The sequence below is a fragment of the Pontibacillus sp. ABV4_188 genome (assembly GCF_056311905.1).
The window spans coordinates 4,051,820-4,072,974 of the sequence record NZ_CM149975.1 but is presented as its reverse complement, the minus strand read 5'-3'; the positions used below and the strand labels follow the sequence as shown (position 1 = coordinate 4,072,974).

At 39.5% G+C, this 21,155-nt stretch carries 20 protein-coding genes and 3 tRNA genes; 22 read left to right on the top strand and 1 reads right to left on the bottom strand.

Features of this window, described 5'->3' with window-relative positions:
• Positions 1–7: 7 nt before the first annotated feature.
• The 5 genes from rsmG to ACYX4O_RS20290 all read left to right on the top strand — a co-directional run bounded on the left by rsmG (position 8) and on the right by ACYX4O_RS20290 (position 4,974).
• Positions 8–727, top strand: a complete 720-nt coding sequence (rsmG, locus tag ACYX4O_RS20310) for a 16S rRNA (guanine(527)-N(7))-methyltransferase RsmG (protein WP_188651039.1) — start codon at positions 8–10, stop codon at positions 725–727.
• A gap of 747 nt (positions 728–1,474) precedes the next feature.
• Positions 1,475–2,350: a nucleoid occlusion protein gene (gene noc, locus ACYX4O_RS20305; protein WP_476353584.1), complete on the top strand. Its 876-nt coding sequence runs from the start codon at positions 1,475–1,477 to the stop codon at positions 2,348–2,350.
• A gap of 203 nt (positions 2,351–2,553) precedes the next feature.
• Positions 2,554–3,327, top strand: a complete 774-nt coding sequence (locus tag ACYX4O_RS20300) for a ParA family protein (RefSeq protein WP_188651035.1) — start codon at positions 2,554–2,556, stop codon at positions 3,325–3,327.
• Positions 3,308–4,150 (top strand): ParB/RepB/Spo0J family partition protein, encoded by an 843-nt coding sequence (locus ACYX4O_RS20295; protein ID WP_476353582.1) that lies wholly within the window; start codon positions 3,308–3,310, stop codon positions 4,148–4,150. Before ACYX4O_RS20300 ends, ACYX4O_RS20295 begins: the two co-directional genes overlap by 20 nt.
• A 116-nt stretch (positions 4,151–4,266) precedes the next feature.
• Positions 4,267–4,974, top strand: coding sequence for a DUF554 domain-containing protein (locus ACYX4O_RS20290; protein WP_476353580.1), 708 nt, complete (start codon positions 4,267–4,269; stop codon positions 4,972–4,974).
• Positions 4,975–5,110: 136 nt separating this feature from the next.
• Here ACYX4O_RS20290 and yyaC read toward each other — a convergent pair whose 3' ends face one another.
• Positions 5,111–5,746, bottom strand: coding sequence for a spore protease YyaC (gene yyaC, locus ACYX4O_RS20285; protein WP_476353578.1), 636 nt, complete (start codon positions 5,744–5,746; stop codon positions 5,111–5,113).
• An 89-nt stretch (positions 5,747–5,835) separates the two neighbouring features.
• Here yyaC and ACYX4O_RS20280 point away from each other — a divergent pair, with 89 nt between their 5' ends.
• The 17 genes from ACYX4O_RS20280 to yycF all read left to right on the top strand — a co-directional run bounded on the left by ACYX4O_RS20280 (position 5,836) and on the right by yycF (position 21,150).
• Positions 5,836–6,855: a YkvI family membrane protein gene (locus tag ACYX4O_RS20280; protein WP_476353576.1), complete on the top strand. Its 1,020-nt coding sequence runs from the start codon at positions 5,836–5,838 to the stop codon at positions 6,853–6,855.
• 124 nt (positions 6,856–6,979) lie between these two features.
• Positions 6,980–7,801: a mechanosensitive ion channel family protein gene (locus ACYX4O_RS20275; protein WP_476357218.1), complete on the top strand. Its 822-nt coding sequence runs from the start codon at positions 6,980–6,982 to the stop codon at positions 7,799–7,801.
• A gap of 12 nt (positions 7,802–7,813) precedes the next feature.
• On the top strand, positions 7,814–8,020 hold the full coding sequence (locus tag ACYX4O_RS20270; protein ID WP_476353574.1) for a DUF951 domain-containing protein: 207 nt from the start codon (positions 7,814–7,816) through the stop codon (positions 8,018–8,020).
• A 252-nt stretch (positions 8,021–8,272) separates the two neighbouring features.
• A complete protein-coding gene (ychF, locus tag ACYX4O_RS20265) occupies positions 8,273–9,373 on the top strand; it encodes a redox-regulated ATPase YchF (RefSeq protein WP_476353573.1) in 1,101 nt (366 codons plus the stop codon).
• Positions 9,374–9,501: 128 nt separating this feature from the next.
• A complete protein-coding gene (gene rpsF / locus ACYX4O_RS20260) occupies positions 9,502–9,792 on the top strand; it encodes a 30S ribosomal protein S6 (protein ID WP_476353571.1) in 291 nt (96 codons plus the stop codon).
• An 11-nt stretch (positions 9,793–9,803) separates the two neighbouring features.
• The gene (gene ssb, locus ACYX4O_RS20255) at positions 9,804–10,286 is read left to right on the top strand and encodes a single-stranded DNA-binding protein (RefSeq protein WP_476353569.1); all 483 of its coding nucleotides are present in this window, start codon (positions 9,804–9,806) and stop codon (positions 10,284–10,286) included.
• Positions 10,287–10,311: 25 nt separating this feature from the next.
• Entirely contained in the window at positions 10,312–10,539 is a 228-nt protein-coding gene (gene rpsR, locus ACYX4O_RS20250; protein ID WP_036780513.1) for a 30S ribosomal protein S18, read from the top strand.
• A gap of 333 nt (positions 10,540–10,872) precedes the next feature.
• A complete protein-coding gene (locus tag ACYX4O_RS20245; RefSeq protein WP_476353567.1) occupies positions 10,873–11,805 on the top strand; it encodes a YybS family protein in 933 nt (310 codons plus the stop codon).
• A gap of 31 nt (positions 11,806–11,836) precedes the next feature.
• Positions 11,837–13,810, top strand: a complete 1,974-nt coding sequence (locus ACYX4O_RS20240) for a DHH family phosphoesterase (protein ID WP_476353565.1) — start codon at positions 11,837–11,839, stop codon at positions 13,808–13,810.
• Complete coding sequence (rplI, locus tag ACYX4O_RS20235) at positions 13,807–14,253, top strand: 50S ribosomal protein L9 (RefSeq protein ID WP_476353563.1); 447 nt, start codon at positions 13,807–13,809, stop codon at positions 14,251–14,253. The genes ACYX4O_RS20240 and rplI overlap by 4 nt, the downstream gene beginning before the upstream one ends.
• Before the next feature lie 37 nt (positions 14,254–14,290).
• On the top strand, positions 14,291–15,652 hold the full coding sequence (gene dnaB / locus ACYX4O_RS20230; protein ID WP_036780507.1) for a replicative DNA helicase: 1,362 nt from the start codon (positions 14,291–14,293) through the stop codon (positions 15,650–15,652).
• 205 nt (positions 15,653–15,857) lie between these two features.
• Positions 15,858–17,147, top strand: coding sequence for an adenylosuccinate synthase (locus ACYX4O_RS20225; protein ID WP_476353561.1), 1,290 nt, complete (start codon positions 15,858–15,860; stop codon positions 17,145–17,147).
• 435 nt (positions 17,148–17,582) lie between these two features.
• A tRNA-Glu gene (locus ACYX4O_RS20220) sits at positions 17,583–17,654 on the top strand.
• A 51-nt stretch (positions 17,655–17,705) separates the two neighbouring features.
• A tRNA-Asp gene (locus ACYX4O_RS20215) sits at positions 17,706–17,782 on the top strand.
• A gap of 52 nt (positions 17,783–17,834) precedes the next feature.
• Positions 17,835–17,907 (top strand) — tRNA-Phe (locus ACYX4O_RS20210).
• Between the two features lie 336 nt (positions 17,908–18,243).
• The gene (locus ACYX4O_RS20205; RefSeq protein WP_476353559.1) at positions 18,244–19,710 is read left to right on the top strand and encodes a peptidoglycan DD-metalloendopeptidase family protein; all 1,467 of its coding nucleotides are present in this window, start codon (positions 18,244–18,246) and stop codon (positions 19,708–19,710) included.
• Positions 19,711–20,445: 735 nt separating this feature from the next.
• Positions 20,446–21,150, top strand: coding sequence for a response regulator YycF (gene yycF / locus ACYX4O_RS20200; protein ID WP_476353557.1), 705 nt, complete (start codon positions 20,446–20,448; stop codon positions 21,148–21,150).
• Positions 21,151–21,155 lie beyond the last annotated feature (5 nt).

Below are 21,155 nucleotides of genomic sequence, written 5' to 3'. Positions count from 1 at the left end.
CGGTGTCATGAACAAAGAAACCTTTCTTAAAGCTTTACAAGATCAAGGGATTGAACTAAATGAGAAACAAAAGAAGCAGTTCCATGATTATTTTGAAGCTCTCGTAGAGTGGAACGAAAAAATGAACCTAACGGCTATTACAGATGAAGAGAGTGTATATCTAAAGCACTTTTACGATTCAATAACAGCAGCTTTTTATTTAGATTTCAATCAACCTTTATCGATATGTGATGTGGGGGCTGGGGCAGGATTCCCTAGTCTCCCTTTAAAAATCGTCTTTCCGCAACTAAAGGTAACGATTGTCGATTCGTTAAAGAAACGTATTACATTCTTAAATCATTTAGCTACAAAACTTGAACTCGATGATGTCGCTTTTTATCACGATCGTGCTGAGAACTTCGGTAAGAACCAACAGTTTAGGGAACAGTACGATATGGTAACGGCCCGCGCTGTAGCAAGACTATCTGTTTTAAGCGAATTGTGTCTGCCTCTCACGAAGGTAGGAGGTAAGTTCGTTGCAATGAAGGGCGCATCTTTTAAAGATGAACTGGAGGATGCAGCTTTTGCGACAAGTCTCCTTGGTGCTGAACTAGAGAAACATCACACTTTCTATTTACCGGAAGAGGATAGCGAACGTAATATTGGAATCTATCACAAGCGTCGTAAAACACCTAAGAAATATCCACGTAAAGCGGGTCTTCCTAATAAAAGCCCTTTGACACAATAAAGAATCAGGGTACAAAAATAGTAAACACATGGGTTTTCTGGATAAGAAAGCTCATGTGTTTTTTTGTATTTCCTTTTAATAGAATTCTAACTTAAAGGTTTTATTTGTAGATTAGGTAAGAATTCTGTTAATCTGTCATAAGTCTTTCATGATACAAATATGAATGGGAGCCTATTGAATTCGTTCCAACTGTTGAATAGCTCAACGCGTCGATTATAAAAGCTTTTTGGATACCTTTCTTAGAGCAACACTTATGCGCGGGGCATATGAACGACCTACGAAAATCTTAAATTTCATCGAATTGTGTAAGGGAGTTGATGAGTTAGAAGGATTTATGTCAATAAGTGGAGAATATATACATATTACAAATAGGAGTAGAGGCTCTATAGTTGTCTTCTGAGTCAGGAATATTTGAAAAGATTTTCAAGCTCTCCCTGCTCATTTCATAGATTATGTGCTAAAATATAGATAGAATTATACGATGATAGAAGAAGACTGCTTCTATAAAATCGCAAATGAACGTTATATGCGCGGCAGCCTCCGCTGCAGCGCTTTTTTGCACTTTCAAAATTTTGTCCTTCCTTCCTCAAGGATAAAAGAAGAGAACAATACTTGGATCCTCGCATCTCTATCGAAAAGAGATGTTTTCTATAATGGTTTCTTTTACTGTTTCACGTGAAACATTCCTTAGATGATAACACGAAGGGTACCCATAAAGGGTGAAAGTAGAAAAGGTGGTGTCAAAGGATGAAACACCCATTCAGCCGCTTATTTGGAATAGGGGATAAGTCCGAAGCGGAAGAGAAAGATCAAGAACGACAAGACTATCATCCTGATGAAGTTATTCAATTACCAGTGAACAATATCCAACCAAACCGCTATCAGCCGCGTACTATCTTCAATCATGACAAGATTGAAGAGTTGGCTCAGACCATTCAAACACATGGTATGATTCAACCTATTGTGGTTCGCAAGATGCAAGGTGAAGATGCTGGTTATGAATTAATAGCTGGTGAGCGTCGTTGGAGAGCTGTCCAGCATTTAGGGTGGGAGAATGTTTCAGCGATCATTAGAGAAATGGATGAAGCACAAACTGCTTCTGTTGCTCTAATTGAAAATTTACAACGAGAAGAGTTAACGGTTATTGAAGAGGCAATGGCTTATGCTAAGTTGCTAGAAATTCATAACTTAACACAAGAGGCTTTAGCGCAGCGGCTTGGAAAAAGCCAATCGACAATTGCAAATAAATTACGGTTATTAAAGCTGCCGGATGTAGTTCAACAAGCCATCCTTGAGAAGAAAATTACAGAACGACACGCCCGTGCTCTTATTGCGCTGAAAGATCCTGAGAAGCAGGAGCAGTTGTTAGAAGAAATTATTGAAAAGTCCCTTAATGTAAAGCAAACAGAAGAAAAAATAGCTAAGATGCGTGAAGGGGAACACAAGCCCAAAAAGCGTAAGCCACAGTTAAAAGGGATCAGTAAAGATATGCGCATTGCGATGAACACAATAAAACAATCGCTTACGATGGTTTCAGACACAGGTATTGATCTTGAAACGGATGAAGAAGATTATGATGATTACTATCAAATCACTATTAAGATTCCTAAAAAACAATCATGATGCTAGTACTTCCCATCTTTTGTGACGCACATAAGGTGGGTTTTTTTCACTTAAATTTTGTATCTCTAGAAACAATAAAGAATCTGTAAAGCACTAGTTTAGAGGCTTAAGATTAGAATTTTATCTGATTTATTTCATCTAATGGGTTTAAAAGATGATAGAATAAACATGAAAGATTTGACAGATTAGAGGTAGGTGACATCATGGGTAAAGTAATCGCCGTTGCTAATCAAAAAGGCGGTGTGGGAAAGACCACTACAGCTGTTAGTCTAAGTGCTAGCTTAGCTTATTTAAACCACAAGGTTCTATTAGTTGATATCGATCCACAAGGTAACGCAACAAGTGGAGTGGGGATTGAGAAAGCTGATATGGATCAATGTGTATACAATGTGCTAGTTGAAGACTTAGAAGCAAAGTATGTGAAGGTTCCTACGATGGTGGAAAATTTAGACGCAATACCTGCAACGATTCAGTTAGCAGGTGCAGAAATTGAACTTGTTCCAACGATCTCACGTGAAGTCCGCTTAAAGAAAGCGATTGATTCGGTAAAGGATGAATATGATTACGTTATTATTGACTGCCCTCCATCCTTAGGGTTACTTACGATCAATGCTTTGACGGCTTCAGATGCTGTTTTGATACCTGTGCAATGTGAGTACTATGCATTAGAAGGATTGAGTCAGCTGTTAAATACTGTACGCCTCGTGCAGAAGCACTTGAATAAGCAACTTATGATTGAAGGCGTATTACTTACAATGCTAGATGCCCGTACCAATTTAGGAATACAAGTTATTGATGAAGTTAAGAAGTACTTCCAAGACAAAGTGTATGGATCTGTTATACCTCGTAACGTTCGTTTAGGTGAAGCTCCAAGTCATGGACAGCCCATTATTCTTTACGATCCAAAATCCCGTGGTGCAGAAGTATACTTAGAATTAGCAAAGGAAGTGATGACGAATGGCCAGAGGGTTAGGTAAGGGACTAGGCTCCTTCTTTCCGGAAGTAGAAGTAACAGAAGAGGAAAAGGTACAAGAAGTTTCTGTTCAAGAATGTCGCCCGAATCCTTATCAGCCAAGAAAGGTTTTTGATCCAAAAGCGATTGAGGAACTGAAAGAATCAATTCTTCAATATGGAATTCTTCAACCCATTATTGTACGGAAAAGTATAAAAGGATATGACATTGTAGTAGGAGAAAGACGATATAGGGCAGCTACGGAAGCGGGGCTGAGTACTGTCCCGGCTGTTATTCGTGATCTTTCCGAACAAAATATGATGGAATTGGCTTTACTAGAAAATCTTCAGCGAGAGGACCTTACACCGATTGAAGAGGCACATGCCTATTCAAACTTAATGAAAGAGCTAAATTTAACGCAGGAACAGTTAGCAAAACGTCTTGGGAAAAGTCGCCCTCATATTGCGAATTTAGTTCGTCTTTTGTCGCTTCCTAAACCTGTTGGAGAGCTTATTAATAACGGAGAACTTTCTATGGGACAAGGGAGAGCTTTGTTAGGGTTGAAGGATAAAAACCAACTCCTACCTCTCGTTGAAAAGATTCGAAAAGAAGGATTAAATGTACGTCAGGTAGAGCAGTACATTCTTCAATTAAATGAAAAGAACATGCAAAAAAATAAGAAGAAAAAAGTAAAGAAAGATATCTTCATTCAAGAGAGGGAATCCCTTCTTCAAGAACGGTTAGGAACAGGGGTATCCATTCAAAAAGGGAAACGAAAAGGGAAAATTGAAATTGAATTTTTCTCTGAAGAGGACCTGGATCGTATTCTACACTACTTTGAAGAATAAAGTCCCATACCTGATGCTTGGTCATGCAAGCATCAGGCTTTTTTCATATTTAAAGCAGATGTTTACCAAACTGTTTCACATGAAACAAGGATAAGCTTGTTGGGGGAAAACGATAGATGATTTTATTTGGGACACTTGTAAATGGCATTGGTATTTTAATAGGTAGTTTAATAGGGTTATTCTTTCATAAAATACCTGAAAGAACGAAAGAAACAACTATGAATGGCATTGGATTAGCTGTAACCCTCATTGGTTTACGGATGGCAATAGAGACCGATCAAATTATTGTCATGTTACTCAGTTTACTGTTTGGAGCTTTTGCTGGAGAATGGCTCCAACTTGAGGAGCGGTTTGAGAAACTTGGTGCTTTCTTAGAATTAAGATTTAGTAAAGGTGAACAATCCTCTGTTTCAGAAGGGTTTATAACCGCCTCCTTAATTTTTGTTATTGGGGCAATGGCTGTAGTAGGAGCTCTTGATAGTGGCATAAGGGGAGACCACGACGTATTAGTCACAAAAGCAATTATAGATTCATTCGTTGCCCTTGTTTTAACGACGACGTTAGGATGGGGCGTCATGCTTTCAGTTATACCGGTTCTCTTATATGAGGGAGGAATCACGCTGTTATCTACTCAAATTCACAATTGGATCCCTCAAGACTTTATGGATATCTTTATTGTTGAAATGACAGCTACTGGCGGAATTTTAATCGTTGCAATCGGACTTAATATACTTCATATAACGAAAGTACGGGTGGCCAATTTGTTGCCCAGTTTACTGTTTATCGGCTTCATCCTTTATGGATGGTTGGAGTTAGGAATATAACGGTTAGATGAATGGACCGATTGAATTGTAAGGGCGTAAGGAGTTTCAGTGGATCCTCCTTATCGCAGCCCTAAAAAGGACCAAAATATAAAAAAGAGCAAAAACCTTCTCGGGTTTTTGCTCTTTTTTATGGACTCTATTCTTTAATCGGTAACCAGCGTTTTCTTTTTGTTGTGAGAGGATCAGTTGGAATAGGCTTTGCCACCTCAGTCTTCCCCATATCTTCGTCAAAGGTTTGGAGTGCTTTGGCCATTTTCTTAGCCATTTGCATGACAATATTTAACCGTGTGTTCTGCAAGACAAAATACTCCATAAAACCACTAACATTTACTACGCCTGTAAGGTGAATCTCTCCTACATCAGGGAGTTGTTTTTTAACGGCTGCTCCTGGTTTTACAGGTCCTTGACCTAAAATGATATTCCCAACAGATGATAATTTACCTAAACATGCATCGATCCCTATAATGTATGGACGATGATAGCGCTTTTGAATCAATTCAAGTTTTTCATTGAGGTTAACGGCATGAACAGGTTCATTAAGTGTTCCGTACACGTGAATACGTTGAAGGTGACTCTCTTCTAGAAGTGTCCCAATTAAGGGGCCGAGAGAATCACCGGTAGAACGGTCAGTACCAATACAGACAATGACAATTTCTCGATTAGCAGGCACCCACTCTTTAAGCGTCTGAGTTATTCCCAACATTAACTGCTCATCTTCAAAATGGTAGCGATGTTCTGTTTTCTGAGAAAAAAGTCTTTGCTTTAGATTCATAGCTTTTCCTCCGTAGTCATATTGTTATTAGTATACAGCGATTTATCGAATTCTATACATAGACGAAGAAAGAAGGTAGGAGGAAAAATATGATTCGATCTGGTGTGAAATGGATGTTTTTGATCATTGGAACTATGATTGGAGCAGGATACGCCTCAGGTAGGGAGTTATGGCAGTTTTTTGGTCATGAGAGTGGACTGGCTATTCTGATTTTCACCATACTCTTTACAATTTCCTGTTACGTAATCTTGAGGATTAGTTTCGAGAAGAAGTCGAAGCATTACCTTCCTGTTCTTCGTACAATCGTAGGCGACCACTTAACTCTTCTGTACGATGGAATGATCATTCTATACCTTTTCACTACAACTGTTATTATGCTAGCTGGTAGTGGAGCCACATGGCAGGCATTTCATTTCTCTTATTGGTTAGGAATCATTGCTATTATTGTTCCTCTTATTCTAGTGTTTGTGTGGGATATTAAAGGAATCTTATCTATGAATAGTATTATCCTGCCTTTACTAATAGGGGGCCTGTTGTATGTGTTAATTTTATTCTCCGTTCAGCAAGAACTCTCTCTGTTCTCTCATATTGGAGAACAAAGTAACTGGCCAGCAGCATTCCCTTTTACTGCGCTTAATATTCTTCCTCTTATTGCTGTTCTAGGTGCGGTGGGAAGTGAAGTTCGGTATAAGGGAGAAATATGGATTGCAAGTATTGGGAGTGGTCTTGTGCTAGGCTCTATATCATTTATTTATAATAGTAGTCTTATTCAAATAGCGGATGATATTTTACTTTATGAAATTCCCTTGTTTGCTATCCTTAAACATTACCCTTATGAGATGTTTCTATTTATATCTTTTCTGTTATGGATTGCCATTTTTACAACGGCAGCTTCTGGTGTTCTTGGATTAATTACAAGGTTTAGGAATCGATTGAAAGGGCCCCTTTGGCTTTTAGCTGCGATTACACTGTTTCTTATGCTTCCTCTAACTAGTATTGGTTTTTCTACATTGATAAAGTATTTATATCCACTGTATGGTTTGTTAAACCTTTATGTGCTTTCGGCTATTTTGTTATACCCCTTTCTAAATCGATACAAAATCAGTTGAAAAGCTGATACAATAGTTTATTATGAAGGTTTAATGGGGGAGGGGGCGTAGCACATTGTGGAATTGGTTAAAAGGTAAATGGGCGAGCTCTGTTGATTATGTAACTGGTCCTGATTTATGGGTGATGCTTGGAAAAGGCGTTTTAAATATAATCGTCATATTACTACTTTCTTATTTTATTATTAAGTTTGGTAAACAAGTCATCCAAAACATTTTTAAACGAAGAAGAAAAGGTCCCTTTAAAATTACTCAACGGCGTGAGCTTACCCTCGTCAAGCTATTGGAAAATACGCTCACATATATGGTGTATTTCACGGCGGCGATCATGGTTTTAGACACTATTAGTATTGATGTGAGAACTTTGTTAGCTGGTGCCGGGATTGCTGGATTGGCTATTGGTTTTGGAGCCCAAAACCTGGTGAAAGACATCATTACTGGATTTTTTATTATCTTTGAAGATCAATTTTCAGTAGGCGACTATGTTCAAACGTCAAGTTCAGAAGGATTTGTTGAAGAGATCGGACTTCGCACAACGAAAATTAAACATTGGACAGGCAAACTCCACATTATACCGAATGGCAGTATTAATGAAGTCACAAACTTCTCGGTTCATAACAGTATTGCTGTTGTTGATGTCAGCATTGCTTATGAGGGAGACATTGTACGGGCAGAAGCGGTTATAGAAGACTTGCTCCAAGAGTTACCTAAGCGGTATCAGGAGTTAAGAGGTACACCTGAACTTCTGGGCGTACAAAGTTTAGGATCATCTGATGTTGTGCTAAGAATTATAGCTGAGACAGACCCAATGGAGCATTGGCCAATTGCTCGGGTGCTTCGCAAGGAATTGAAGAACAAGTTAGACGAACAAGGGATTGAAATACCGTTCCCTCGTTTAGTTATGTATTCTAGGCAAGAAGAACATGAAGTCGTTGAGACAACATCGTAAGGAGGATCACAAATGGCAGATCAACTATATTCTTTAAACGATATTGTTCAGATGAAGAAGTCGCACCCATGCGGTGAGAATAGATGGAAGATTATTCGTTTAGGGGCAGATATACGTATAAAGTGCGAAGGGTGCGGGCATAGTGTCCTCATACCAAGAAGGCGCTTTGAAAGTAAGATGAAGAAGGTCCTTGAGAAACACGAAGAAAAAGAAGACTAAGAGCGTGTAGTGAGCTTTTGAAGGTTGTTTCACGTTAATCCTTGTATATGTTATGTTGTATAGTAGAAAATCAAAAACCATCATTAGTGAACACCTTAAAAAATAAAAATTACGAGTGTATAAATGGAAAAACAAGGGCGAATTTCCCCTTGTTTTTCTAATGTGCTTACTTGTCATATGTATAGACGAGCAATATAATTGGGTTACTGCAGACGTTCATATGGACGGTAATCCTTAAGGAGTGGAAAGTTAATGTCATTAACAACAGGAATTGTAGGTTTGCCTAACGTTGGGAAATCAACTCTATTCAATGCAATTACGCAGGCAGGTGCAGAATCGGCTAACTACCCGTTCTGTACGATTGATCCTAACGTTGGTATTGTTGAAGTTCCAGATGAAAGATTAGAGAAGCTTACAGAATTAGTAAATCCTAAGAAAACAGTTCCTACAGCATTTGAATTTACAGATATCGCAGGTATTGTGAAGGGTGCAAGTAAAGGTGAAGGGTTAGGAAACCAATTCCTATCTCATATTCGCCAAGTAGATGCGATCAGTCACGTTGTTCGTTGTTTCCAGGATGATAACATCACACACGTTTCTGGTGGAGTCGATCCAATTGCGGATATTGAAACCATCAATTTAGAATTGATCTTGGCTGACTTAGAAACAGTCAATAAGCGTCTTGATCGAGTTGCTAAAATGGCTCGTCAGAAAGACAAAGAGGCTCTTGCAGAACAAGCTGTTCTTGAAAAGATTAAAGAAGGCCTTGAAGAAGAAGTGCCAGCAAGAGCTTTGGAGTATAGTGATGATCAACAAAAAATCGTTAAAGGACTTCATTTACTAACATCTAAGCCGGTTTTATATGTGGCTAATGTTGGTGAAGATGAAATTGCAGACCCAAGTGGCAACGAACACGTACAAGCTGTACGTGAGTTTGCTGAAAAAGAGAATGCGCAGGTAATTGTTGTTTGTGCAAAGATTGAGTCTGAAATTGCTGAGCTTGAAGGAGAAGAAAAAGAAGAATTCTTAGATGATTTAGGCATTGCAGAGTCAGGTCTTGATCAGCTTATTAAAGCGTCCTATAATCTTCTTGGTTTGGCTACGTACTTCACAGCAGGTGAGCAGGAAGTTCGCGCTTGGACCTTTAAAGAAGGAATGACAGCTCCTCAAGCGGCAGGAATTATTCACAGTGACTTCGAAAGAGGGTTTATCCGTGCTGAGACGGTAGCTTATGATGACCTTGTAGAGGCTGGAAAAATGTCAGTCGCAAAAGAAAATGGTAAAGTTCGTTTAGAGGGCAAAGAATATATCGTTAAAGATGGAGATGTCATTCATTTCCGCTTTAATGTATAAGCGTAAAATTGGAAACTTGGTTGTGCTTTTTTATTAACTTTGATATAATACAACATTGTGAGTAATTGTACGAGAAATTACTCCTTGCCCGTAAAAGGGCCGCTAAGTCCAAAAGGAGGTGAAGTCGGATGAGAAATTACGAGATCATGTATATCATCCGCCCAAACGTAGATGAGGAAACTCAAAAATCAGTGGTAGAGCGTTTCAACACGGTTCTTACTGATAATGGTGCGGAAATTACTGAAACTAAAGAAGTAGGCAAGCGTCGCTTAGCTTATGAAATTAACGATTTCCGTGATGGTTACTACATGGTAATCAAATTCAACGGTGACAGCCAAGCTGTTAACGAATTTGATCGCCTTGCTAAGTATTCTGATGATATTATTCGTCACATCGCTGTACGCGAAGACGATCAATAAGGAGTGGTTCTGTGTTAAATCGTGTCGTTCTTGCCGGCAGATTAACCAAGGATCCTGATTTGCGCTATACACCCAACGGAGTAGCCGTTGCGAACTTTACGATTGCTGTAAACCGCCCGTTTACAAGCCAACAAGGTAGCCGTGATGCAGATTTCATTAACTGTGTCGTGTGGCGTCGTGCCGCAGAGAACCTAGCAAACTTTATGAGTAAAGGAAGCTTAGTCGGTGTTGATGGACGTTTACAATCCCGAAGCTTCGATAACCAAGAAGGCAAACGCGTTTTTGTGACAGAAGTTGTTGCTGATAGTGTACAATTCTTAGAATCAAAAGGCTCGTCTTCAGGTGGTGCAGGTTCACAAGGATACCAATCTAATCAGAACCAATCTGGATATAATCCAAACAACAATAACAACAATAATCAACCTAAACAGGATGACCCATTCGCTGATAATGGGGAACCGATTGATATTTCAGATGACGATTTACCATTTTAATTAAATTATAAGGAGGTTTTCAATTATGGCTCGTCGTGGTCGCGCGAAGCGTAGAAAAGTGTGTTATTTCACAGCAAACGGAATTACACACATCGATTATAAAGATGTTGAACTTCTTAAGCGTTTTGTTTCTGAGCGTGGAAAGATTCTTCCTCGTCGTGTAACAGGAACTTCTGCTAAATACCAACGTAAACTTACAAGAGCGATTAAACGTTCTCGTCAAATGGCACTATTGCCTTACGTTAACGACTAATATTCTTTCGTAAGACTTTTAAAAGCACAGCATATAACGCTGTGCTTTTTTTGCAACAATAAAAACAGTTTACAGAAGGCTCGTTTAATGGCGGGTTTTCTGTAAACTTAGTTTTCCTTTTAACTTTGTGTTTTTATAGTATTAAGTAAAACAAAAGTTCAATGAACTTCCGAAAAGAATTAGAACTTTTGCGTTCTCCTATAAAGCATTGTAAAGTTAACCTTAACAATTGATTTAGTACATAGAACGATGGCGACACTATTAATGAACACATATACGTTTTATGTTAATCTAATTCTATTCAATAGATGGTTTAGAGGAGAGTAAACGAAAATGAAATCTTCAAGTATGTTACGTCAGAGCCTTTTGTATGGTGGGGTTTATATCCTCCTCCTTCTACTTACCATTGTGATTCCTGTGTTATCTATTTTTTCAATGGTAGTATTAGCTCTGCCTTTTTTCTTGTTTGCTGCTAAACATGGCTGGAAACAATCATTGTTATTTATAGTACTACTATCGATTATTTCGATGTTGATTTTAGGGTTTATAGCGATCCCTGTTACCCTTTCCATAGGAGTAGGTGGAATCTTTTTAGGAGCTGCTTTACACCATGAAAAAAGTCCATATGAAGCATGGGCTCAAGGGGCCGTTGGGTACCTCATTGGAATTGTAAGTTTCTATTTAAGTATGATCTTTCTATTTAATTTAAATTTAGTAGAGGCTTTCCAATCGATGCTCGATGAAGCTTTTCAGTCAACGGAAAGCATGGTTTCAGATATGGGTATCTCTGAAGAACAACTTTCAATTGTGCAGAACCAATTTGAAAACCTCCCCTCTATGTTACCAAGCGTCATGGCAATTTCGTCTATAGTTTTCTCGTTAATTACCTTATGGCTTGGGTTTAGAATACAGAGTAAGATTGAAAAGAAAACGTTACGATTTCCGCCGGTCCATCAGTTTACCTTTCCGAAATCAGTATTATGGTATTATTTCATCGCCGTTGTATTGACTTGGGTATTCCCGACGACAGAAGAGTATATGGGTGTTGTGGCGCAGAATATGTATACGCTCACCGGTTTCTTTATGATTCTGCAGGGCCTTTCTTATTTGTTTGCCTTGACCCACCACAAAAAACGTTCCAATGCTCTCCCTATAACGGCAGTAGTATTAACTTTACTTTTCCCGTACCTATTAGTGTTTCCGATGCGAATTTTAGGTATAATTGATTTAGGTTTCTCATTAAGAGAACGATTAGGAAAGCAATGAGGATCGACTTTATGTTTAGGAGATGACGGTCATGCCGAATTTCTTTAAAAAACCAAGGTTGAGTAGTCATTTATGGGTGATTTATACATTATCCATTCTTCTATTAGCGCTGATTTTTTATTATGAATGGAAGCTCGGTTTAGTTATGACCGCACTGCTGATTGCTTCTATTTACTATAGCGTTCGAACCGAACAGTTTCTAATTAACGAAACAGAAGAGTATATCTCAACCCTTTCGTACCGTGTAAAAAAAGTAGGAGAAGAAGCCTTAATGGAGATGCCTATAGGGATTGTCCTATTTAGTGAGGACTATAAGATCGAATGGGCGAATCCATATATGAATCACTTTTTTCCTCAGGAAACATTGGTCGGAGAACCTCTTAATCAGATTTCGGACACGCTAGTATCAGCAATTAAAGAAGGTAAGAATGATGTATGGATCTCTATGGACGACTATGAATTGCAAACGGTTGTAAAAAAAGATGAACGATTGTTGTATCTATTTGACCGAACTCAACAAACATTAGTCCAGAATCTATATCAAAATGATCGAACGATCTTGGCGATTATTTTCCTGGATAACTATGAAGAGATTACACAAGCCATGGATGATACAGCCAAAAGCCATATTAATTCACAAGTTACATCTATCCTTAATCAATGGTCACAAGAAAATGGAGTCTATTTAAAACGCTCCTCACAGGATAAGTTTTTCGCGGTTTTAAATCAACGTATCCTGAAAAACTTAGAACGATCTAAATTTGATATTTTGGACGATGTGCGTGAACTAATTACGGATAAAAATGTTCCTCTTACACTGAGTTTTGGTATTGGTGTCGGCGAAGCTTCTCTCCCTGACCTGGGTGAGTTGGCACAGTCTAGTCTCGATTTAGCTCTCGGCCGAGGAGGAGACCAAGTAGCGATTAAGGATGAAAATGGGAAGGTTCGTTTCTATGGAGGTAAGACAAATCCAATGGAAAAACGTACCCGTGTGCGTGCACGCGTTATTTCCCATGCCCTGAAGGGACTTGTTCAAGAAGCTGATAAAGTTATTGTAATGGGACATAAGAACCCTGATATGGACTCGATAGGTGCTTGTATTGGTATCTTGAAAATGGCTCAGGCCAATGATAAAGACGGATTTATTGTATATGATCCCGATGAGGCCAATACAGGAGTTCAACGTTTGTTTGATGAGATTCAGCAAAGTGAACAATTATGGTCGAGGTTTATCGACCCAGAAGAAGCCCATGAGGTTGTGACTAAGAAAACGTTAATTGTTGTAGTCGACACCCACAAACCTTCTCTTGTCATTGAAGAGAAACTCTTAAACAAAACAGAACACGTAGTGGTTATTGACCACCACAGAAGAGCGGAAGAGTTTATACAGGACCCTACACTTGTCTATATGGAACCATATGCCTCTTCAACTGCAGAACTAGTAACAGAAATGTTAGAATATCAACCGAAGAAATTAAAGTTGAATATGCTTGAATCTACTGCTCTTTTAGCTGGAATCATTGTAGACACGAAGAGCTTTACACTTCGTACTGGTTCTAGAACGTTTGATGCCGCTAGTTATTTACGCTCTAAAGGCGCAGATACGGTGCTTGTGCAGAAATTCATGAAAGAAGACTTAGATGTTTACGTGAGACGGAGTAAGCTTATTGAGAGCGCTAAGATTTACCGCGATGGCATTGCCATATCCAAGGCAGATGAGGGAGACACATTCGGCCCTGTGATCATTGCACAAGCAGCTGATACATTGTTAACCATGAGTGGAGTTGTAGCCTCCTTTGTTATATCCGAACGTTCAGATGGACGGATTGGTATTAGTGCCCGCTCGCTAGGTGATGTTAACGTGCAAATTTTAATGGAAAGTATGAATGGTGGTGGCCATTTAACCAATGCTGCTACCCAGCTTGACGATACTACAATTGAACAAGCTGAAGAACAACTAAAAGAAATTATAGATGAGTATTTTGAAGGAGGTAATGAATCATGAAGGTAATTTTCACAAAGGATGTAAAAGGTAAAGGTAAAAAAGGCGAAGTAAAGAACGTTTCAGAAGGATATGCTCGTAACTACCTTCTAAAAAATAATTTGGCTGTCGAAGCTACTAAAGGGAATTTAAAAGCCCAAGAAGCAATTGATCACAAAAAAGAAAAAGAAGCTCAAGAAGAACTTGAAGAAGCGAAGCGCCTAAAAGAGACTCTTGAAAATCTTACGGTTGAGCTACAAGCTAAATCAGGTGATAAGGGTAGTTTATTTGGATCTATTACGAATAAGCAAATTGCTGAAGAACTGAAGAAATCTCATGACATTAAAATTGACAAACGTAAAATAGAGATGGATTCACCAATTCGTTCTCTTGGATATACAAATGTACCTGTTAAACTTCATCATGAGGTAACAGCTACGATTAAAGTTCATGTTACAGAGAAATAATTAATCCATCCTCTTAACTGAAAAGGGGGAAGATGATTTGAGCGATTTTTTAAATGACCGAACACCGCCCCATAATATAGAGGCCGAGCAGGCGGTGCTCGGCGCTATTTTTTTGGAACCACAATCGATTGCAACAGCAACAGAGCTGCTCCAACCTGAGGATTTTTACCGCGCTAGTCACCAGCGCATATATGAAGCAATGTCCCATCTTTCTGAAAAGGGAGAACCTATTGATTTAGTAACCGTAACTACTTCTCTTTCCAATGCGAAAACACTAGATGAAATTGGTGGCGTTTCGTATCTTAGTGACTTAGCTAACTCAGTCCCAACAGCAGCCAATATTGAATATTACGCTCGTATAGTAGAAGAAAAAGCTATATTGCGTCGTCTCATTAAGACTGCAACAACCATTGTGACAAATGGTTACTCGAACGAAGAGGACATTGAAGGTGTCTTGAATGATGCGGAGAAGTCCATATTAGAAGTAGCTCAGCAGAAAGATTCCGGTAAATTTAAAAATATCAAAGACGTATTAATTGATGTGTATGATAATATTGAGCAACTTCACAATACGTCAGCTGAAGTAACAGGATTACCGACAGGATTTAGGGATCTTGATGGTATGACAGCGGGTTTCCAACGAAATGATCTTATTATCATTGCCGCCCGTCCTTCTGTAGGAAAAACGGCGTTTGCCTTAAATATTGCTCAGAACGTTGCCGCTCATACAGATGAGAACGTAGCAATCTTTTCCCTGGAGATGGGAGCAGACCAGCTAGTCATGCGTATGCTTTGTGCGGAAGGAAATATTGATGCTACAAGATTAAGAACAGGTAAGCTTGAAACAGAAGACTGGGGTAAATTGACGATGGCTATGGGTAGCTTATCCAATGCTGGTATATTCATTGACGATACACCTGGTATTCGAGTAAACGAAATTCGCTCAAAATGCAGACGCCTTGCCCAAGAACATGGCCTTGGTATGATTCTTATTGACTATCTTCAGTTGATACAAGGAAGCGGGAATTCCAAAGAGAACCGTCAGCAAGAGGTATCCGAAATTTCGCGTGCTCTTAAAGGGTTAGCCCGAGAACTGAATGTACCTCTTATAGCTCTATCACAGTTATCTCGTGGCGTTGAAGGCCGCCAAGATAAACGTCCGATGATGTCTGATATTCGTGAGTCAGGGAGTATTGAGCAGGATGCCGATATTGTGGGGTTCTTATACCGTGATGATTACTACGACCAAGAATCTGAAAAAGAGAATATCATTGAGATTATATTAGCCAAACAGCGTAATGGTCCAGTTGGAACCGTTGAGTTAATGTTTGTGAAGGAGTATAACAAGTTCGTTGATCTAGAGCACCGTTACGACGAAAGTGATATTCCTCCTGCTTAAAGAGGGTTTCCCACACTTGATTGGGATTCCCTCTTTTTTATGAGAATAAAAGGAATAGCAAGCCCTAAAAGATTTGTTATCACGAACGTATAATGAATTAAAAATGATATTGTTCGTGTTTTGGTTTGACTTTTCCTTTTCTAGCTGATAAGCTACTCATGTTGTCAATTTTACGGAAATGAAATTCGGCGGAGGTGCCATATATATGTCTTCAGTAGTAGTAGTTGGAACACAATGGGGAGATGAGGGGAAAGGTAAAATTACTGACTTCTTATCCGAGAAAGCAAAAGTTGTCGCACGTTATCAAGGCGGTGACAATGCTGGTCACACGATACAGTTTGAAGGGGAGACGTACAAGCTTCACTTAATCCCTTCAGGTATTTTTTATAATGATAAAGAATGTGTAATTGGGAACGGTATGGTTATTAACCCAAAAGCACTTGTAAAAGAACTTGCATACTTACACGAACGAAATGTATCAACTAGTAACTTGCGTATTAGCAACCGTGCTCATGTGATTCTTCCTTATCACATTAAATTGGATGCTCTTCAGGAAGAGAGCAAAGGAGATAACAAGATCGGCACAACGAATAAAGGGATTGGACCGGCTTATATGGATAAAGCAGGCCGCATGGGTATCCGCATTGCTGATTTATTAGATGCAGACGCGTTCCGTGAGAAGCTTACGCAAAACTTGATTGAAAAAAACAAGTTTTTCGAAAAAGTTTACGAGTCTGACTCAATGGCAGTTGATGAAATCTTTAATGAGTACTTTGAATATGGTCAACAAATTGCCCAATACGTTTGTGATACTTCTAAACTTCTTAATGATGCGATTGATTCAGATCAACCTGTGCTATTTGAAGGCGCTCAAGGCGTTATGCTTGATGTTGACCAAGGGACTTACCCGTTTGTAACGTCTTCTAATCCAACAGCAGGTGGTGTAGCCATTGGTTCTGGCGTTGGCCCGACAAAGATTGATCACGTTGTGGGCGTTTCTAAGGCCTATACATCCCGTGTTGGAGACGGTCCCTTCCCGACAGAATTACACGATGAAATAGGCGATCGGATTCGTGAGGTAGGTCGTGAATATGGTACAACTACAGGCCGCCCTCGTCGTGTAGGCTGGTTTGACAGTGTTGTCGTCAGTCACGCAAGACGTGTAAGTGGAATAACTGCTCTATCTCTTAACTCCATTGATGTGCTAACAGGAATTGATACGCTTAAGATCTGTGTGGCTTATCAGTATAAAGGTGAACGTTTGGAAGAGTATCCGGCAAACCTAAACATCTTAGCTGATTGTGAACCTGTATATGAGGAAATGCCAGGATGGACAGAAGACATCACAAGTGTCAAAAACTTCGAAGACCTTCCAACAAACGCACAGCACTATGTGAATAGAGTTTCTGAGCTCACAGGAATCCCTCTGAACGTTTTCTCTGTCGGCCCAGACAGAAACCAAACGAACGTCTTAAAAGATGTCTACGAAGCTTAAATAGCCAAATAGAGCATGTTAGTAAATGGACTGCTATTAATAGTCTTTACTAAATGTTTAAAACGCCTGGAGTATAATTTATACACCAGGCGTTTTTTATAGGGTAACCACTCCCAATAGCTCCCTTATACGGATGACGCCAAGTTGAGGTGTTGTAGCTGAAAGGGACCGTTACGTTTATGAGTGCTTGGGCTTGCTCGGGGACAACTCGCTTTCCTGCGGGGAGCTGGAAAGCGAGTTGTTTCCAGGACCACCTTACACTACACTAACGTTAACGGAAACATTCTCTCAGTTAATACGTAGTGGGAAGGGTATAGTAAGTCACTAAAAATATAATATTATTATTTTTTATAGAAAACCTATTGCCAAAGAGAGGATATCCTGCTATTATTAATATCGCTGTCAGTTAGACAGATCGTCTCGACATTCTATGTTGGCCCGTTGGTCAAGTGGTTAAGACACCGCCCTTTCACGGCGGTAACACGGGTTCGAATCCCGTACGGGTCATTGCCTGATAGAGGGGTCCTGATCGATTCAGATTCCTCTACTTTATTTTGAGGTCCGGTAGTTCAGTTGGTTAGAATGCCTGCCTGTCACGCAGGAGGTCGCGGGTTCGAGTCCCGTCCGGACCGCCACTATTTATTCCTATATAGTTAGCTTCCTACTAAAGGAAGTGATTAACTACTTGGCTCGGTAGCTCAGTCGGTAGAGCAACGGACTGAAAATCCGTGTGTCGGCGGTTCGATTCCGTCCCGAGCCACTTTTGATAAACAGGACTCTCTGTAGAGAGCCCTGTTTTTTATTGCTCTTAATTTAGGACTTTTGTCTTGCTTTGCTTGTTTTTAAATGTAACGAAAGCGAAACATTATACCCATTATTTGTGAATTACTATTTCATTAAAAGGAACAAATTACACAAATTTATTCTAGTTGCACTGGAATTTTCGGATTAATTTTCTAACTATAATACAAGTATATTACATCGTCTCGAATTCTATTTATTTGATAGTAGGAGATATGGTAGATTGATAGAGTGCTAAAGTAAGAAAATAAACTTAACTAATATAAAAAAGCAATAATTGTAGGGGGAAAAAGCTGTGTGGTTTAAAAAAGCCAGCGCTGCTCTCAACAAAAATGCTGATCACCAACCTAGAAAGAGTTCTTTGTGGAAGAAGATAGCGTTAACGACTTGTTTAGGTGTAGGGATTACGTTTGGCTCTGTGTATGCTGATAACATTGAGAGTCAGATTCCGACTGTGTATCACGTTTATGTTGATGGCGAGCACTTAGGTATTGTAGATGATAAGAAAGTAGTTAAAGAACATGTTGAAGAAAAAGTAGATAAAGCTGAAGAAAAGCATGAAGACCTGCCATTAACGGTAGGTGAGGAAGTTACATATGTACCAGAGAAAATGTTTCGGCCCACCTTTAATAACCAACAACTTGTTCAGTCATTAGAAGATGAATTATCTATTAAAGTTGATGGAGTGCAAGTTGAAATTGCTGGTAAGGCTGTAGGGTTTATGGCCTCAAAAGATCAAGCTGATCAAGCTCTAGAAAAAATTAAAACACAATATGTATCTTCAGAAAAGTTAAAAGCATTTGAAGAAATGTCGATAGAGCAAAAAGAGCAGCCAGTAAAGATTGGCGAGTCTAGTATTGTAGACGTTTCTTTATCGGAAAAAGTTTCGCTTTCTAATGAAAAAATAGCTCCTAAAGATATATTAACGGTAAACGATATGGTTAAACTTCTTAAGCAAGGCGTATTAACCGACCGAGTTCATAAGGTTAAAGAAGGTGAAGTACTAGGAGGGATTGCTTCTTCGTACAATTTATCTTCTGAAGAAATCAAGGAGTTAAATCCTGAGCTAAAAGACAATGAACCGCTTCAAATTGACCAAGAACTAAACGTAACAGACTACGAGCCTTATGTGGATATACTTGTAACGGAAAGAAAGCGTGTAGAAAAAACGCTTGAGTATGATACTGAAATCCGTGAATCAGACGAGCTGTATAAAGGTGAGCAGGAAGTTAAACAAGAAGGTCAAGACGGCTCAAAAAACATTGAATACAAAATAAGTAAAACGAACGGTAAGGTTATGAGCGAAACGGTTATAAACGAAGAGACAACGAAAGAACCTGTAACAGAGGTGGTTGTCAAGGGGACGAAAGTAATTCCATCACGAGGAACAGGAAACTTTAAATGGCCTGCTGTTGGCGGCGTCATTACGAGTAAGCAAGGTCCAAGATGGGGCTCCTATCATAAGGGGATTGATATTGCAGGAGTGAGCGACCGTTCAATTCTTGCAGCAGATAATGGAGTTGTAACAGAGGCTGGCCGTGACGGTGGATATGGGAATAAAGTTGTTATTGATCATAACAACGGATATAAAACCATTTACGCCCACCTTTCATCAATTAAAGTAAGTACTGGTCAAACGGTGAAAAGTGGTCAAACCATTGGTGAAATGGGAACAACCGGTCATTCAACTGGCATCCATTTACACTTTGAAGTTTACAAAGATGGTAATTTGGAAAACCCTCTTTCACACGTAAGCCAATAATATAATGATTGAATCCTGCAGCAATTGCGTTGCAGGATTTTTATTTTGGTTCTGTAAAAGTTTGGTGTTGTTAATCTTTATAACAAGCTTGTACAAGAATAGGGAAGGATTATTGAATACTCGAAGTTGAAACACAATGTTATGTGTGGGGCCGTTCGACGTTGTCACAGGACGTGACGGTCTTAGTCGAACTTCCTCTATCTTTTTAACAGCCTCCTCACTCACTTCGTTCGCTCCGGGGTCTCGTCGACCTCTTTCTCCTGCAGGGGTCTTCCCGTTCCTCAGACACCCCTTATCAGAATATGTATAACGTCCCCTCACCTCGAGTATGACGGGTTATCAATAATTCATTCCCTTATGTGGCATGCTTCCGTTCTCTATATATGACAAAGGTGGTTCGGGAAATTGCGAGACTCCTGCGGCAGTAGGAGCCTAGGGGAGACCCCGCAGAGAGCGTAGCGAACGAGGAGACTTCCCAGCTCGCCGCGGAAAGCGAGTGATTTCCCGAACCACCTTACTCTCAATTTGAGCAAACGGAAGCATTCTCTCAACTTCCAGTGTTCCATATAAGGGGGCTTATATGGAACAAAATCAACACTAAACACTAACAGAGCCTTGATATTAAATAGTAGCATAAGCATTGTCATCCCATTGAAAAAGACATTTACATGAAAATGCGTTAGAATTAAGAATTAAAGAACTACATGAAAACCTAATATGAAAGTAGGGATATATATGAGTTTTAAAGTGTTAGTAGTAGATGATGAAAAACCGATTGCAGATATACTGAAATTTAACTTAGAAAAAGAAGGATACGAGGTTGTTTGTGCTTATGACGGGGATGAGGCAATTCAACTTGGGCTCCAAGAAGATCCGGATATTATTCTTCTTGATATCATGCTTCCTGGAAAAGATGGTATGGAAGTATGCCGAGAAATTCGAAAGACGAAAAGTATGCCGATTATTATGCTTACAGCTAAAGATTCAGAAATTGATAAAGTGCTCGGTCTTGAGCTTGGAGCGGATGATTATGTAACCAAGCCATTTAGTAATCGCGAAGTTATTGCCCGTGTTAAGGCGAATCTTCGACGCCAGCAGCAGCCAGTTGAAGAAAGTGGCAGAGCAAATAATGACATTCAAATTGGGAAGCTTGTTATTCATCCTGATGCCTATACAGTAACAAGAGATGGGGAACAGATTGAGCTGACTCATCGAGAATTTGAACTTCTTCACTACTTAGCCAAAAATATTGGACAGGTGATGACGCGTGAACATCTCTTAGAGACTGTATGGGGATATGATTATTATGGTGATGTTCGTACAGTAGACGTAACGGTAAGAAGGCTGCGCGAGAAGATTGAAGAGAACCCGAGTACGCCGATGTGGATTGTAACACGCCGGGGTGTAGGATACTACCTGCGAAATCCTGAACAGGAGTAATTGGA

What these genes read in the sequence shown, in the direction of transcription:
- rsmG (WP_188651039.1), top strand. Translation starts at nt 8, where the DNA reads ATGAACAAAGAAACCTTTCTTAAAGCTTTACAAGATCAAGGGATTGAA.
- noc (WP_476353584.1), top strand. Translation starts at nt 1,475, where the DNA reads ATGAAACACCCATTCAGCCGCTTATTTGGAATAGGGGATAAGTCCGAA.
- ACYX4O_RS20300 (WP_188651035.1), top strand. Translation starts at nt 2,554, where the DNA reads ATGGGTAAAGTAATCGCCGTTGCTAATCAAAAAGGCGGTGTGGGAAAG.
- ACYX4O_RS20295 (WP_476353582.1), top strand. Translation starts at nt 3,308, where the DNA reads ATGGCCAGAGGGTTAGGTAAGGGACTAGGCTCCTTCTTTCCGGAAGTA.
- ACYX4O_RS20290 (WP_476353580.1), top strand. Translation starts at nt 4,267, where the DNA reads ATGATTTTATTTGGGACACTTGTAAATGGCATTGGTATTTTAATAGGT.
- yyaC (WP_476353578.1), bottom strand. Translation starts at nt 5,746, where the DNA reads ATGAATCTAAAGCAAAGACTTTTTTCTCAGAAAACAGAACATCGCTAC.
- ACYX4O_RS20280 (WP_476353576.1), top strand. Translation starts at nt 5,836, where the DNA reads ATGATTCGATCTGGTGTGAAATGGATGTTTTTGATCATTGGAACTATG.
- ACYX4O_RS20275 (WP_476357218.1), top strand. Translation starts at nt 6,980, where the DNA reads ATGCTTGGAAAAGGCGTTTTAAATATAATCGTCATATTACTACTTTCT.
- ACYX4O_RS20270 (WP_476353574.1), top strand. Translation starts at nt 7,814, where the DNA reads ATGGCAGATCAACTATATTCTTTAAACGATATTGTTCAGATGAAGAAG.
- ychF (WP_476353573.1), top strand. Translation starts at nt 8,273, where the DNA reads ATGTCATTAACAACAGGAATTGTAGGTTTGCCTAACGTTGGGAAATCA.
- rpsF (WP_476353571.1), top strand. Translation starts at nt 9,502, where the DNA reads ATGAGAAATTACGAGATCATGTATATCATCCGCCCAAACGTAGATGAG.
- rpsR (WP_036780513.1), top strand. Translation starts at nt 10,312, where the DNA reads ATGGCTCGTCGTGGTCGCGCGAAGCGTAGAAAAGTGTGTTATTTCACA.
- ACYX4O_RS20245 (WP_476353567.1), top strand. Translation starts at nt 10,873, where the DNA reads ATGAAATCTTCAAGTATGTTACGTCAGAGCCTTTTGTATGGTGGGGTT.
- ACYX4O_RS20240 (WP_476353565.1), top strand. Translation starts at nt 11,837, where the DNA reads ATGCCGAATTTCTTTAAAAAACCAAGGTTGAGTAGTCATTTATGGGTG.
- rplI (WP_476353563.1), top strand. Translation starts at nt 13,807, where the DNA reads ATGAAGGTAATTTTCACAAAGGATGTAAAAGGTAAAGGTAAAAAAGGC.
- ACYX4O_RS20225 (WP_476353561.1), top strand. Translation starts at nt 15,858, where the DNA reads ATGTCTTCAGTAGTAGTAGTTGGAACACAATGGGGAGATGAGGGGAAA.
- yycF (WP_476353557.1), top strand. Translation starts at nt 20,446, where the DNA reads ATGAGTTTTAAAGTGTTAGTAGTAGATGATGAAAAACCGATTGCAGAT.